Source organism: Acetobacter sicerae (assembly GCF_011516765.1).
In the GTDB taxonomy this organism is placed as follows: Bacteria; Pseudomonadota; Alphaproteobacteria; order Acetobacterales; family Acetobacteraceae; genus Acetobacter; species Acetobacter sicerae.
Genome location: NZ_JAAABN010000001.1, coordinates 220,156 through 234,638, shown reverse-complemented (window position 1 = coordinate 234,638; position 14,483 = coordinate 220,156). Strand labels below are relative to the sequence as shown.

The window sequence follows — 14,483 nt, the reverse complement described above, 5'->3', positions numbered from 1 at the left end:
TAACGGCTTTATCGTTTCTGACGCAACTGGTCGCCGGAAACGAACTGGCGCTCAGCCCGGAATGGACGAACAGCGCTCGAGCAGGCTGCTGCTTTTCTGATTAAGCCCCGTCAACTGAACAACATATCCCCGTTCTTTCAGACTGGTGACGATTGTTTCAATCGCTCCAGTACCCGTGCTGTCCCAGATATGGGCCTGACTCAGATCGATGGTCACAGACGTGCCATTGCCAGCTTCCGGCTCGCCATACTCGATGGAATCTTCCAGTAGTTCCGCTGAGGCGAAGAAGACTTCGCCTTTGACGGCATAGTGCACCGATCCGGTCAGAGTATCCTGAGACTTGTCGACCTTGAGCATCGACGACACGTTGGAGGCGAAGAATACACCGCTGAGCAGCACGCCAACTGCGACACCTGCCGCCAGATTGTGTGTCAGCACCACAACCACGACGGTCACGATCATGACCGTGCTGGCGAGAGGCGGGTGAGAAGTCAGTTCCTTGATGGACGACCACGAAAAGGTGCTGGCTGATACCATCACCATGATGGCGACGAGAGCGGCAACCGGCACCTGTGCGACAAGAGGGCGAAGTAGCACCATCAGAATGAGCAGAAAGACGCCCGCGAAAAGCGTCGAAAGACGTCCACGACCGCCATAGCGAATATTGCCGACCGTCTGGCCGATCATGCCGCAGCCTGCGATGCCGCCAAACAGACCGGACGCGCAGTTGGCCAGCCCCAGACCGATTGATTCCTGACGCTTGTCGGAAGGAGTGGACGTGAGGTCATCCACCACACGCGCTGTCATCAGGCTTTCCAGCAGTCCCACCATGGCCATGGCGAGCGCAGCAGGAAAGACGATTTCGAGTGTTTCGGATGTGAACGGCAGATGCGGCAGAACCGGAAGCGGCAGCCCGTCCGGAAGATGCCCAAGGTCCGAAACACGCGCGACCGGCATCGGATAAAGCGTGACAATGACGGTCAGCACCACAATGCAGACGAGCGGGGACGGTACTGCCGTGAAGAAACGTGGAACGCCATAGATAATGGCCAGTCCTATCGCCAGCAGCAACCATGTCTGCCACGACACACCAGTCAGATGCGGCAACTGGGCAGAAAAGATCAGGATGGCCAGAGCGTTCACAAAGCCGGTCCGCACCGGCCGGGACACAAACCGCATCAGCACATGCAGACGCAACAGCCCGAACACGATCTGAATGACGCCACAGAGCAGGGTGGCCAGCAGCAGATACTGAACGCCATGTGCATGGACCAGTCCTGCGGCGACGAGAGCGACCGAACCGGCGGCCGCGGAAATCATCGCCGGTCGACCACCTGTAAAAGCGATGACGATGCTGATGACAAAGGAAGCATACAGACCGACCGAAGGATCAACCCCTGCGACAAAAGCGAAGGCGATGACCTCGGGGATAAGAGCAAAGGTGGCGACCATGCCGGCAAGGCATTCGCGGACGGGATTGGCTTTCCAGCCTCCCAAAAAACCAGTCATTCAATGTTCCAGATAAATGCGTCGAAAGATTCAGGATCGCTTGTGAGCAGCAGCCATCTTTTTGAGGTGCGCGGCAACGCGTTTGACCACGTCACCCCACTTGTGGGGCTTCTTCTGGCGGATAATCGTTAAATCCGGATACCAGATCGAATCATCCCGTGCGGATAGCCAGCGCCAGCAGTTATCAAATCTGTCCATCATCAGGACAGGACGCCCCAGAGCCCCGGCCAGATGGACGAGCGATGTGTCGACCGAAACAAGCACGTCAATCCCCATCAGAAAGGAAGCCGTATCGTCCATTGTATCGGCGTAAGGCATCAGGTCCAGAATTTCCTTGCCACACGGCAGGATGGTTCCCTGTTCAGCGTGTGGCCCTTTCTGGAAGCTGATCAGATTGATGTCCGATATTTTCCCCAGGGGATCAAGCGCTGCCAGAGAGGTGGAGCGCTTGCGGTCAAGCATCAGAGCGCTGCTGAGATGAGGGCGAGGAGCCCCGCCCCAGACAAGGCCGACATTCAGCTTGCCGTTATCCGGTAGCAATTTACGCGCGGCCAGATCCTTCTGGGGATCCGTATGGAGGTAAGGCACGGGGTCGCCCATGGCGTCCTCCGTGCCGACAAAGACTCTGGGCAGGCTGATGAACGGACAGTGCCAGTCAAATTCCGGCACGTTTCCGCCAACCTGAACGATCGCAGCGCCTTCCACACGGCGACACAGTTCAGCCAGCGTTTCAGGCACCCACAGATGAACGATCGCACCACGACGGGCCAGAGCAGGGATATAGCGGAGATACATCAGGGTATCGCCCAGTCCCTCTTCCTGAGTCACGAGAATACGCTTGCCGCGAATATCCACACCATCACCCAGAGAAGGGACCAGAAGTGAGGCAGGCAGTTGGGAATGACCGGGAAGCTGAAGACGCCATTCGTGTTCCGCCCAGCCCTGCGCGTATCGTCCGGCCTTGAGAAGGGAGATTGAATGATTCAGACGGATTGTCGCGTTCTGGGGTCGTTCAATGATTGCAGAACGATAGAGCGCCAATGCGTCGTCAGAGCGGTTCAGGGCGGAGTAAATACAGGCCAGATTGGAAAGAGCGCTGGCATTGTCTGGAATCAGTTCCAGCACTTTCTTGAATATTCTGGTGGCTTCGGCGATCTCACCCAGTTCCATGAGCGCGATGGCCTTGAAATTCATGGTCAGCGGCGAGATCGGACGAACATCAAGCGAATGGTCAAGAACCCTGAGAGCTTCTTTGGCCTCGCCAAGATAGACAAGGAGTTCTCCCAGGGCGTCCAGTACGCGGGCATCATTGGGAGCAATTTTCAGAAGGGCCTGAAGCGTCTTTCTGGCCTGCTCCCTGCGGTCCAGACGACCGAAGAGAGCGACCAGATCGAGGGCCGGATGCTTGCTGCCTTCACCAAGATGAAAAGCCGAGTGAAGGCAGAGGGCTGCTTCTTCATGCCGATCAAGCCCGGTGAGAGCAAAGCCGAGCAGGGAATCGACAGCTTCCGACCCCATGCCGCCATGAGGGCTGAGGGCTGCCAGAACCTCGGAAAAATGCCCCGCCTCCAGTTCCACTCCCGCTCGCCGTAGCAGCAGATTGAGCGCTTCACTGGTGGGAAGGGATGTGTTCTCAGACAGCGGAGCGGGCGAGGGGAGCAGCACAGTCAGTTTTTTTCCTGTGTCAGGCGGCTTTCATCACGGCAGTGAGTGACTGAAGCACGTCTGCCGGCTCTTTCTTTTCCAGAACGGCGACCTCGGCCACGAAACGCTCCTGAGCTGCTTCAAACAGTTTGCGCTCACTGAAGCTGCCATCAAGGCTGTCAACGTTCCGGCGCAGATCACGAAGCACTTCCGCGATCTGGACCAGATCACCGGAGTTGATCTTTTCCTGATAGGCAACCGCGCGACGCGCCCACATGCCCTTGCTGACATGCGGCTTGCCCTTGATGATGGACATGGCCTTGTCGACGATCTCGCGGGAGACAATCTTACGCAGTCCGGCCTTACGTGCTTTCGAAAGCGGAATACGCAGTGTCATCTGGTTGCCAGGGAACGAGATCTGGATCACTTCTAGCTGCGTTCCGGCGATTTCATCAACTCCGATCCGATCAACGCGCCCGACACCGTGGGCCGCATAGACGATTGAATCGCCTTCCTGAAACGGATCTTCGTCTTTTACCTTCGTTTTCGCCTGTGCTGCGGTAGTGGCCGCTGCTGTCCGCGCCATGGCGTCTGTGACGCCGCCCTTCGGAGGAGATCTGAATGTATTCATGGATGCATGCTTTACCATAAAAACGCGACGTTGTCTTGTGGACGAAATGCTCGGCAGGAGATGCGGAGCATTCAAAGCATGGAGCGCCTGAAAGTTGCATTGTTTTTTACAATACAACCTGCTCAGACATTATCAGGCAAGATGGCGTTTTCCAGTAACCTCAACGGTCAGGGCGGTTATGGAACATCGCCTTTGTCCCGATAGCTCATCCGACAACAGCTCTTCTTCCTCAGAAGAAGAGTACCGCACCGCCGGAAGCCGAGTTGTCCTTGCCGCGATTGCCATTGTGCGCGATTGATTCCGTATGGCTGTATTCCGCGACAAACTGGATCCAGTCTGTCCATTTGTAGAACAGCGCACCGACCTCAGACTCGTTGCGTCGGACCAGAACGGAATCGATTTCGCCCGGGGCCTGATAGAGATTGCTGACACCATAACTCGCGGCAAGACGCAGATGCTTGTCGAACGAGTAGGAGCCCTGAACGTAATACCCCTCGGAATTACGCTTGTTGCCGGCGGGGGTGATACCGTCAAAGAAAAGGCCGGTGCTGCCGAGACCGCTCGCCCGATAGTAGTATCCGACGCCCTCAAAGCCTTTATAGCTGAGTTTCGCGCCGACTTCTCCGGCTTCAACGGTGGCGCTTTTGCCCTGACTTTCGCTGATGACGGAAGAATAGAGTCTCTGCTGGTGCTGGATCAGGAACCCGGCCCAGACACGTCCCTTGATGTCGCCGCTGGTGAAGTCATAGGTGACCTTGCCCTGTGCCATTGGCGCACTGTGATGTGTGGACTGGGCTGAAAGGGCATCCGGCCCTGTGCCGTTATTGTTGGTTCCGGCAAAATTGAACTCATCCATCGGCTGCATGACGCCGACCGTGACCTGAACACCGCTCATCATGGGGGACTGATAGGAGATCTGCGGGATCCAGTCGGCATAGAGATAACCTACGCCGATACGACCAAGACTGGTGTTGCCGGGGGCCGAATTGCCGCCAATGGAACCCAGCGTGATGAGGGTGGCGTCGTCGAGAATTGCGTCTGAACCGAAGATACCAAGATCACGACCTATCTTGATTGTTCCCATCTTCTTGTTCCCGAAGGTCATGTAAACCTGACGGAAATCGATGCCGGGTGTTCCCAGCGCGACGGGACTGCCGCCGGAGTTGGCGTTCATGGCGCCCGGCTTGTTGTTGTCGAGGCCCGGATACATGCCGAACACCGCCGCCATGTCGATACCATCCTGCGTTGTGGTGATCTTGGTGATCAGAGCGGCAGGAAGATAACCGTTACGAACGGCGGATGCGTCAAACTTGCTGCCACCCGCGCCTGCGGACGTGCCGCCGCCGACATAACGGCCGTATGCGTTGTCGTATGTGTAGAAACCGTTCACGAAGCCGGACAGATTGATCGCGACAGGACCGGCATGGAAGGTCACGCCTTTGCCGGGAACGTATTTGTCCACCCGGACAATGCTGGGGTCATTGATCGCCGCCTGCGCCGCGAGCATGGACTGGCGGGCCGAGCGCGCACTGGCGGCGGCATCATAAGCGGCGTCCTGCGCGTCAAGAAACACTGGCGTGACATCCGAACCGCTCGCTACGGCGACATGGTGGGCGGAGGAGGAAGCTGAGCGCAAATGTCCGGCACGATCCTGATCCCGGGCGGAAGCCAGACGGGTGGGACGGCGTTCACTACGACCTGACTCGGCGCTTTCTTCCTGATGACGTCGGTGCTTGATCATCAGGGCGCTGTATTCGCCCTGGGTGAGGCTGCCCTTGATCTTCAGGATATCCAGCAGATCGGTATATTCATCGGCTCTGGCCTGATGCGCCGCGAGAAACAGCGACGAGCTTGCCAGCAGGCCGACTGCCAGAAAAGAGTTGCGGCTGGAACGGCGCAAGTTCCCTGACTCCACGGGCGAAACTGGCCGGTATCGGCCACAGGCGCGTAAGGCAGAAATCAGGGCCAGCTGAACTCCGATCATATTGGTCCTTTTCGGGCCTGCGGGAAGACTGCTCGGTAAAGCCGTCGTCCGTGCCGGGCATAGTGAGACGATATGTGACGACGCTACGTCTGAAATGTGACGAAATAGTAATAGCGGTCAACGGAATATCTGCTCACCTGATAGGCTTGTGATCGAATTGTGATCAGAATGCCGCAATCCAGTCAGGGCTGTACGCCGTTACTCACCACGACAGGAGGAGGTGCCGGCTCACCGATCGATTGTAGCAGATCTGTCTCAATCGTTGTCGCCATGGCTGCCATCGGCAGGGCGTGGGGAGTATTGGTGAAAGGCTCCTGAAGGTCAGCGCCAGTCTTGTCCAGAACGACGAAAAGCAGCCCGACCAGAGAAGACCCGAGAGGGGTGATCCAGCCAAGGGTCTGCACTGCTGACAGAGGCAGAACGATGCAGAAAATGTTGGCAAGGGCGCGGGGCAGGCCGGAATACTGTATCGGCAGAGGCGTCTTCTGAATCCGTTCCAGTCCGCCCTGGGCATTGGCCAGATCGGAAAGAATACGGTCAATCTGACCATGCAGCGCGCCGTCAATACCGAGTTTCGTGGCTTCCTCGGTCACACCCAGTCCCAATTGAACCAGAATGCCATTCGGCTGATTTTTCCAGCCCTTGATACGGGCGGCCATTTCCGGCGCGAGAAGTCTTTCGACGTCCTTGGAGGCGTCCACTTCACCCAGAGCCGTTCTGAGGGCGTGTGGGTAGGCAGCCATTGCCCGCACGAGATCCTTGCGTCCACCGAGGATGGAGCAGACCTGACGTCCAAAAGAGCGGGAATTGTTGGTGACAGCGCCCCAGAGCGTGCGACCTTCCCACCACCGGGCATAGGCTGTGTTGTTCCGCACGCTCATGAAAAGGGCGAGAGCGGAGCCAATCAGGGAAAGGGGGAGGCTGGGGATTTCCATCCATTCCTGATGGAAAAGCTGGTAGAGAATGACGACTACAAAATCCCATGCAGCCAGAACAAGAAGGGTGCCGATGCTTTCCCGCATCAGGACCATAAGGCCAATCCGTTTATTGACGATCATACGTTGCCGTCTTTCTCTGTTTAACTCTGTTCAGACGCTGCCATAACTCGCAACCGGTCTGTTTGTTCGATGGCGGACTGTAAGGCACAATCATATTGACGCGAAGTCGGATGTCTTTGTCATAGTTTATCAGCGCCGTTTTTCGACGCAAAAAAGTTGGCATAATATATCTTATGCGACTTATGGCTGTCTCGATCATGTGTCATGCACTATGGCGGCCGAGCGACTTTCGTCCGTTTTGATGGATTGATGCGTGTCGTCGTTGGACCTGTTTCTGCGGGAATGAGACCCATAACCCCTGTTTTTGGATAAACTGACATTACGCAGTGTGTCTGGCTGCTTCAGGATCGTCGTTCAGGCCACCCTGACGACGTTAGAGCCTTTCATTTTCTCCCCTTCCCCGCAGACAGAAAAGTCATTCCCGTGAACGCATGGGACAGGAGCCTGTCGGGCTCATCCCCCAAATCACTAATCGATCCTTATTTCTGATGTTCTTTTAACGTTACTTCGATAAATGATCCGCCACGAAGCATCATTGGCCTTGCTCACCATGTGGTCGAAGTGGCATGCCTGCGCCAGTTTAAATGGATACGGGGTTTCTGACGTCATGCTTGACCGTCTTTATGCGCGCGTGCGTGCTCATGCGGCTGGTCCCAATGCCCCGTTTTTTCTGGCTTTTCTTGCGTTTTGTGAGGCAAGTTTCTTTCCTCTCCCCCCCGAAACCCTTCTCGTACCAATGGTTCTCGCCAACAGGGCCAAGGCGTGGCGTTACGCTGCCATTGCGACACTGGCCAGTGTCGCGGGGGGTGTGCTCGGGTGGTATATCGGCGCTTTTCTACTTGAGGTCATAGCACGCCCGATCGTTCATTTTTACCATGCTGACGCCACACTGGCCGCATTACAGGAAAAATTTCGCGCCTGGGGTGTATGGATCATACTCATCAAAGGGTTGACGCCTGTTCCCTATAAATTCGTCACCATCGCAAGCGGCGCGGCACATTTTGCCCTGCTGCCATTTATCGCGGCCAGTCTGGTGACGCGCGCCGCGAGATTTTTCCTTGTGGCGGGATTACTCCGCCACTTTGGAGCGCCTATTGAAACCTTCATCGAAAAGCGTCTGCCACTGGTATGTGGCGTTTTTGCGCTGGCGTTGGTTGGTGGCGTTATTGCCTTGGCTTATTTGTAAATATTCGCAGAGAGGCATTTTTTATATTTTGTGATGCTTTCGGTGTGTTACAGACAAAAAGGTTTTCTGTTTTTGATTGCATCGATTGATAAGGGGAGAATTTCTTTAACGCGAACTGCCAGCCGTAGCCATGCGAAATCGCGGTGGAAGGAAACCGGCACTTCTGTCGGCGAAGGAAATGCATGGCGCCTAGCAGGGTGGATATAAAGAATGGAATTCAGCAGAGAAAAGAGAGAGGCAAACTGGGGTGAGACCCGACGGGGCGAGCATCCAGTGGCCTTCTCACCTGTTGCGCATGAAGGCGCAACAGACAGGAATCTTCTTCAGGCACGTGGATGTCTTCTGTGCTTTGACACTCACACTCTCCTGTTGCGGCGTTATTCTGTAAACGCTCCAGCTTTTCTTTCGCAGCCTGATATGGCGCTCGGCGACACATTTGTACAATGTACGGCTGAAGTCGCAGCACGCGCCATTCTGGACGGGCTGAAGGAAAACCAGATTACCGGCCGCCCGGCCCTGCTTTTCAATCTGCCCATCGGCTCGCAACCGATAGCCTGCGACATAGCCGTCCATGTCTCTGGCGATGATCTTGTCATAGAATGCACGCCGCCCGGTTCCCCGCAACTGACCGGCTCTCTCATTCGACACCTGAGAAGCGCTATAGATCGACTGCGGGAAAACAACGAACTTCTTTCATTATGTCAGGCCGCCGTCGTTCAGATGAGAATGATCGTGGACTACGATCACGTCATGCTGTGCCGGTTTGCCCAGCATGGGCTGGCTGAAGTGATGGCTGACGACTGCTCCCCCGAGCTTGCCCATCTGGCCGGGCAGTACATATCGCACGCGGGTCTGCCGGATGCGCTCAGGCAGCTTTATCTGCGCTCTCTTATCCGGGTGATTGAAAACGTCTCGTCGGAAGCGATTGAAATCCGGTCGGAAGCCAGACTGGCGCCTCTGGATCTTTCTCTGGTGATGATGCGCGCTTCATCCGGCGATCGACAGGCCTATATGAAAGCCTGCGGCATAGAGGCGACAATGCTGCTGGCGCTGGTCGTTGACGGGGCGCTGTGGGGCATGCTGATCGGGCGGAACTATACGCCGAAGAATGTCACAATGGACGAGCGGGCCGTCGCCAAAATGTTCAGTGAATATGTGGCTCTTCAGATCACAGCCAATGTTCGCGCCAGCCGTCTGCAGGTCACGCAGAAGACATACGCCGCCATTCAGGGCTTTGTGCATGACGCAGCATCAGCCACTGACATTCCCGCCTATATCCGCGCCCATGTCGCCGATCTGACGTCGCAGGTGGAATGCGATGGCGTCGCTGTATGGATTGACGGCCATCCGGCAGTTCACGGGTTTGAAATCCAGCATGAATCCATGTCTGAACTGGTCCGTTGGTCAGGGTCTTATAAAGGCGGAATTGTCCAGATATGGGACACCGTGTCGCTCATCAGGGATGCCGCGTCTCTGGTACCGCATCTGCCCGACATTGCCGGAATGATGGTCGTGCCGCTGACTGCGCAGCCGGGGGATTACCTGTATTTCTTCCGCAAGGAGAAAGTTCGTATCGTTAACCGCGCTCCTGAACCCGGAGAAACGCCGACCGTACCGTATGGGAAAGGCGGCTTCTGTCAGGACAGGGTTCATGACTGTTCAGCAACATGGACCGTTGAGGACGAGGAAGCGGCTGAAGAGTTGCGTGCTGCCCTCATCGAAGCAACTGGCGCTTACTATCAGGCGCTGCTGGAGCAGAGATCACAGGCCGAAGCACGTCAGAGGCTGCTGAACGATGAGCTGACGCATCGCGTCAAAAACATTCTCTCCGTCGTGCAGTCTGTTGTCGGCCGCTCCATTGTCGAGGAAAGATCGCAGAAAGACAGCATCCAGCGGCTGCGTGACCGGATCAAGGCGCTGGCCGTGGCTCACGATCAGATCGTGAGCGCCAATAGCGGTGGGTACCTCTATGCCCTGCTCGAGGCTGAACTGACTCCCTACTCCATCCGGCCTGACGCCATAACGGTGACCGGTCCCGATTTGTGGATGCCGGGAAAAGCCCTGTCCGTCATGACCCTTCTCTTTCATGAGCTTGCGACCAATGCGGCAAAATATGGCTCGTTGTCATGTGAGAGGGGGCATCTCGCCATTTCCTGGAAATTCAATGAAGCGCATCAGACCTGGGATATTCTCTGGAAAGAAAGTGGTGGCCCGACAGTCAGTGAGCCGACCCATCTCGGCTTCGGGTCCATGCTGCTTTCCCGCGCCCTGACACATGAACTGGGTGGCATGGCGGAGCGGACCTTCTGTCCCGAAGGGGTCAATATCCGCCTGTCAGTGCCTGCCCGTTTTGTGAATGAGGCTCCGGAGCTTAATCGTAAGCCATGGTCTCTGACATGCCACAACAGTCACGTCCCCGCTGAAGATCAGAAAAGAGACATTGATCTCAGGAACGCGCATGTTCTGATCGTTGAAGATCAGATGCTGATCGCCATGGAGATTGAAGACATTCTCGCAGATCATGGTGTGACCGGAATCTGCACTGCGGCCACAGCCAGCGAGGCGAAAAAACTGATACTCTCCTCTACCCTGCATGTTGCCGTTCTGGACATCAATCTTGGCGAAGAAAATGTGCTCGAGGTTGCGGCAATCCTGCGTAAAAAAAATGTGCCTTTCATCTTTACCACTGGATACACGGGACACGACATGATTCCGGCCGAGTTTTCCGATGTGCCTGTCATACACAAACCCTATACTGCATCTGTCCTCATCCGTAATCTTCAGGCCGTTCTCACCTGATTTCCGGATGAGGTGGAGTGCCTCAGGGCACCAGCACGGCCGCTCCATCGAACCGCCCATGCCGCAGATCATCCAGCGCCTCATTCGCCTTGCGCAGAGGATAAGGCTTGGTGGTTGTGGTGACACTCATCTTCGGAGCAAGAGACAGAAAATCGAGCCCATCCTGCCGGGTGAGATTGGCGATTGAGACAATCTCGCGCTCTTCCCACAGGATATCGTAGGAGAACGCCGGAATTTCGCTCATGTGAATCCCTGCGCAGACCACGCGACAGCCTTTGCGGATAGCCTTGAGGGCCGCAGGCACCAGAGCACCAACAGCGGCAAAAATGATCGCTCCATCGAGAAGATCCGGTGGCATCTCGTCCGAACCACCTGCCCAGACGGCTCCGAGCGATCGTGCAAACGCCTGTTTTTCCGTGTCACCGGGTGTGGTGAAAGCATAAACCTCCCTGCCCTGCCAGCGAAGAACCTGAGCGATGATGTGCGCGGCGGCGCCAAACCCGTAAAGCCCGATCTTCTTGCCGTCGCCTGCGTGAGAGAGGGAGCGCCAGCCGATCAGTCCGGCGCAGAGCAGCGGTGCGAGAGAAACATCATCCCCCTCTTCTCCCAGTGGAAAGGCATAACGCGCATCCGCCACCGTCATCGTCGCGTAACCGCCATTGCGCGTGTAGCCGGTGAACAGCGGATGGTCGCACAGGTTTTCCTTGCCCTCATCGCAGTAGAGACAATGGCCGCAGGTATGTCCAAGCCAGGGGATGCCCACGCGCTGGCCAATGCTCAGACCCGTAACGCCTTCTCCCAGTTCGTCGATGCGACCGACGATTTCGTGGCCTGGAATGATCGGTAATGCCGGATGAGTCAGGTCGCCATCCACCACATGCAGATCTGTGCGACACACCCCGCAGGCCCCGACTTTCACACGGATCTGGCCCGGTCCGGGATGAGGGTCTGGAAGCTCGACCCATTCAAGCGGGGTATGTGGCTTGCTGAGCTGCATCGCGAACATGTCTGTCTCCTTAAGCAGGAACCTGATTGAAATGACTCCGGGGCGCATTGATATGGCGCAGGTGGATGTGATTTTTTGGTCTGATGCTGTGAGTGATGCTGTGAGACTGGGCAGGCTGCCGGAAACAGGCTAACGCAAAAAAGGAATAATGTGGGGCGTCGATGTTTTTCCTTCTGAAAGTCATGCTCTCCGGGCTGATGATCGCCCTCGCCTCCTCAGTGGCCAAACGCTATCCGGCGGCTGGAGCGCTTATCGCCTCCCTGCCCCTTGTCTCGATTTTCGGGATGCTCTGGTTATGGCAGGAGACACATGACGCCGACCGGATGCAGGCCCATGTCTTTGCGACATTCTGGTATGTGCTGCCCTCTCTGCCGATGTTTCTGCTTATTCCTTGGGCGATGAAGCACGGGGTGTCTTTTTATCCGGCGCTGCTGGGTGGATGCGGTCTGACGTTTGGCCTCTATATGGCGACGATGGGAATGCTGCGCTGGTTTGGATATTCGCTGTAACGACAGACCCAATCACCTTCAGTCCCAATCACTTTGCGCGTCGGAATAGTTTTTCAGCAGTTTATCCATCCTGTTGTTGCAAATGAGAACAATTATCATTTATCTGTTGATCTAGATCATTACGTAACGCCGGAACAGTCGTTCCGAAAAACCGGCAGCAGGAGATTTGGATTGATCATTTCAGCGCCATCGGATTACCGGGAAGCCGCCCGCCGCCGTCTGCCGCCATTCCTGTTTCAGTATATCGACGGTGGCTCGTACGCCGAGCACACCATGGGACGTAATATCTCTGACCTGTCGGATCTTGCGCTCAGACAGCGCATTCTGCGGAACGTCTCCAATCTCAGCACACAGACAGAACTTTTCGGACGCAGGCTCTCCCTGCCCGCCGCTCTGGCCCCCGTGGGTCTGACCGGCATGTATGCCCGTCGTGGCGAGGTGCAGGCCGCCAGAGCGGCCGCGAAAAAAGGCGTTCCTTTCACGCTTTCAACGGTCTCTGTGTGCCCGATCGAGGAAGTGCAGAGCCAGTCGCCGCAGCCGATCTGGTTCCAGCTTTATGTGCTCAAAGACCGTGGATTCATGAAAAATGTGCTTGAGCGCGCCAAGGCTGCGGGGATCGGAACGCTGGTCTTCACCGTCGATATGCCAACGCCGGGTGCGCGTTATCGCGATGCGCATTCCGGTATGTCCGGGCCATACGCCCCGTTGAGACGTTACCTTCAGGCCGTGACGCACCCTCATTGGGCATGGAATGTCGGCTTGCGCGGACGGCCGCATGATCTGGGTAACATCTCGGTCTATCGCGGCAGTCCGACGAAGCTGGAAGACTATATTGGCTGGCTGGCCGGTAACTTTGATCCCTCCATCGGCTGGAAGGATCTGGAATGGATCCGCGAGTTCTGGACAGGTCCGATGATTATCAAGGGTATTCTCGACCCGGAAGACGCACAGGATGCCGTGCGGTTCGGCGCGGATGGAATTGTCGTCTCGAATCATGGAGGTCGTCAGCTCGATGGTGTTCTCTCCAGTTGCCGCGCTCTTCCGCCTATCGTGGAGCAGGTCAAAGGAAAGCTGGCGATACTGGCCGATTCAGGCGTCCGGTCCGGGCTCGATATTGCCCGCATGGTCGCTCTTGGCGCGGACGCCGTGTTGCTGGGACGGGCGTTTGTCTACGCGTTGGCGGCGGATGGTCAGGCTGGCGTCGAGAATCTTATTTCCCTGATGGAAAAGGAGCTTCAGGTCGCCATGACACTGACAGGAGCCAGTTCGATTGCGGATATCACCAGTGAAAGCATTGAAAAGCTGGATACCAGTTCGATGGATTGAGCAAAGGCAGAGAGCCTGCCTTTGATCTGCCCTCTGGAAAATCGCTTTCAATCATGCATCCTCTTTCCATGAGAAATGACCATGGCTTTCGGTTATCACACTGCATCCGAAATCGCTTCTCCGTTTGCTGATCCGACACTGCTTGCGCCAGAGGCGGTGAAATGCCTCTGGGTCAGACCTGTTTCAGATGATCAGAAAAATCATGTGCCGACCGTTATATTTCAGGACGGCACTCATCATCCACTCGCACCATGCCTGAATGAAATGGACGCTCGCAGGACATGTCTGAAGATCGGAACAGCACATGACTGGCCTGTATGGGACAAACGTCTGACCGGGACCGGTTCTTTTCTTGAAACAGAAAAGAACCTTTGCACTCTTTCCTCTGAAGACCGGCTTGTGGTCGATGGACAGTATTGTCTGACCATGCAGGGGCTGGGTCGTCTGCTGGCGAACATTGCTCACGCCGAAGAGTGGCCCCTCGGTGAGGCCGTGTCGAAGATCACCGATCAGATCGTCAGATTTTTTGATATGGTGAAAGAACAGACTTCACTGGCTGGCGCCGGTATGGAAGACGCCATGCAAAGCACGATTGATGCAGGTTTCGAGCAGTTGTGTGCGCTCTACCCGGATGACCCTGAGGACTCTGAAGGAGCATATCAGGAAGAACAGAAAACGCCTCTTCAGACCGTCCCTGATGATGCTGTTTTAATTCTTGTCACGGATGGCGAAACGCTATTGTCCTGCCAGCCTTTTCTGCTTTTCGACCAGTGTCTGGCGCTCGTCCGGAATAGCCGACGCAGCGTATGGGCCTGAAAGACTCTAAACGAA

11 protein-coding genes are annotated in these 14,483 nt (G+C 56.1%); 5 read left to right on the top strand and 6 right to left on the bottom strand.

The window, feature by feature from the left end:
* Window positions 1-51: 51 nt before the first annotated feature.
* The 5 genes from GVI59_RS01000 to GVI59_RS00980 all read right to left on the bottom strand — a co-directional run bounded on the left by GVI59_RS01000 (window position 52) and on the right by GVI59_RS00980 (window position 6,826).
* Window positions 52-1,509 carry a SulP family inorganic anion transporter gene (locus GVI59_RS01000; RefSeq protein WP_173572438.1) on the bottom strand — a complete coding sequence of 486 codons (1,458 nt, stop codon included), beginning with the start codon at window positions 1,507-1,509 and terminating at the stop codon, window positions 52-54.
* A gap of 30 nt (window positions 1,510-1,539) precedes the next feature.
* Window positions 1,540-3,174, bottom strand: coding sequence for a tetratricopeptide repeat protein (locus GVI59_RS00995; protein ID WP_338422044.1), 1,635 nt, complete (start codon window positions 3,172-3,174; stop codon window positions 1,540-1,542).
* A 19-nt stretch (window positions 3,175-3,193) separates the two neighbouring features.
* Window positions 3,194-3,784 (bottom strand): CarD family transcriptional regulator, encoded by a 591-nt coding sequence (locus tag GVI59_RS00990; RefSeq protein ID WP_173572437.1) that lies wholly within the window; start codon window positions 3,782-3,784, stop codon window positions 3,194-3,196.
* 229 nt (window positions 3,785-4,013) lie between these two features.
* Window positions 4,014-5,768, bottom strand: a complete 1,755-nt coding sequence (locus GVI59_RS00985; RefSeq protein WP_173572436.1) for a porin family protein — start codon at window positions 5,766-5,768, stop codon at window positions 4,014-4,016.
* A gap of 182 nt (window positions 5,769-5,950) precedes the next feature.
* Window positions 5,951-6,826, bottom strand: coding sequence for a bestrophin family protein (locus GVI59_RS00980; protein WP_173572435.1), 876 nt, complete (start codon window positions 6,824-6,826; stop codon window positions 5,951-5,953).
* 607 nt (window positions 6,827-7,433) lie between these two features.
* On the opposite strand from GVI59_RS00980, the gene GVI59_RS00975 reads away from it, so the two are divergent.
* Together GVI59_RS00975 and GVI59_RS00970 are read left to right on the top strand one after the other, a co-directional pair.
* Window positions 7,434-8,012, top strand: a complete 579-nt coding sequence (locus GVI59_RS00975) for a YqaA family protein (RefSeq protein ID WP_173572434.1) — start codon at window positions 7,434-7,436, stop codon at window positions 8,010-8,012.
* Between the two features lie 210 nt (window positions 8,013-8,222).
* Window positions 8,223-10,811 carry an HWE histidine kinase domain-containing protein gene (locus tag GVI59_RS00970; RefSeq protein WP_173572433.1) on the top strand — a complete coding sequence of 863 codons (2,589 nt, stop codon included), beginning with the start codon at window positions 8,223-8,225 and terminating at the stop codon, window positions 10,809-10,811.
* 22 nt (window positions 10,812-10,833) lie between these two features.
* Here GVI59_RS00970 and GVI59_RS00965 read toward each other — a convergent pair whose 3' ends face one another.
* Window positions 10,834-11,817, bottom strand: coding sequence for a zinc-dependent alcohol dehydrogenase family protein (locus tag GVI59_RS00965; protein ID WP_173572432.1), 984 nt, complete (start codon window positions 11,815-11,817; stop codon window positions 10,834-10,836).
* 161 nt (window positions 11,818-11,978) lie between these two features.
* On the opposite strand from GVI59_RS00965, the gene GVI59_RS00960 reads away from it, so the two are divergent.
* The 3 genes from GVI59_RS00960 (at window position 11,979) to GVI59_RS00950 (ending at window position 14,468) form a co-directional block, all read left to right on the top strand.
* Window positions 11,979-12,326, top strand: coding sequence for a DUF3147 family protein (locus tag GVI59_RS00960; RefSeq protein WP_173572431.1), 348 nt, complete (start codon window positions 11,979-11,981; stop codon window positions 12,324-12,326).
* Window positions 12,327-12,497: 171 nt separating this feature from the next.
* A complete protein-coding gene (gene lldD / locus GVI59_RS00955) occupies window positions 12,498-13,652 on the top strand; it encodes an FMN-dependent L-lactate dehydrogenase LldD (RefSeq protein WP_173572430.1) in 1,155 nt (384 codons plus the stop codon).
* Between the two features lie 81 nt (window positions 13,653-13,733).
* Window positions 13,734-14,468, top strand: coding sequence for a hypothetical protein (locus tag GVI59_RS00950; protein WP_206752361.1), 735 nt, complete (start codon window positions 13,734-13,736; stop codon window positions 14,466-14,468).
* Window positions 14,469-14,483: the final 15 nt, after the last annotated feature.

Excerpts from the sequence above, each read along its gene's own strand:
- GVI59_RS01000 (WP_173572438.1), bottom strand. The coding sequence starts at position 1,509 with ATGACTGGTTTTTTGGGAGGCTGGAAAGCCAATCCCGTCCGCGAATGC.
- GVI59_RS00990 (WP_173572437.1), bottom strand. The coding sequence starts at position 3,784 with ATGAATACATTCAGATCTCCTCCGAAGGGCGGCGTCACAGACGCCATG.
- GVI59_RS00985 (WP_173572436.1), bottom strand. The coding sequence starts at position 5,768 with ATGATCGGAGTTCAGCTGGCCCTGATTTCTGCCTTACGCGCCTGTGGC.
- GVI59_RS00980 (WP_173572435.1), bottom strand. The coding sequence starts at position 6,826 with ATGATCGTCAATAAACGGATTGGCCTTATGGTCCTGATGCGGGAAAGC.
- GVI59_RS00975 (WP_173572434.1), top strand. The coding sequence starts at position 7,434 with ATGCTTGACCGTCTTTATGCGCGCGTGCGTGCTCATGCGGCTGGTCCC.
- GVI59_RS00970 (WP_173572433.1), top strand. The coding sequence starts at position 8,223 with ATGGAATTCAGCAGAGAAAAGAGAGAGGCAAACTGGGGTGAGACCCGA.
- GVI59_RS00965 (WP_173572432.1), bottom strand. The coding sequence starts at position 11,817 with ATGTTCGCGATGCAGCTCAGCAAGCCACATACCCCGCTTGAATGGGTC.
- GVI59_RS00960 (WP_173572431.1), top strand. The coding sequence starts at position 11,979 with ATGTTTTTCCTTCTGAAAGTCATGCTCTCCGGGCTGATGATCGCCCTC.
- GVI59_RS00950 (WP_206752361.1), top strand. The coding sequence starts at position 13,734 with ATGGCTTTCGGTTATCACACTGCATCCGAAATCGCTTCTCCGTTTGCT.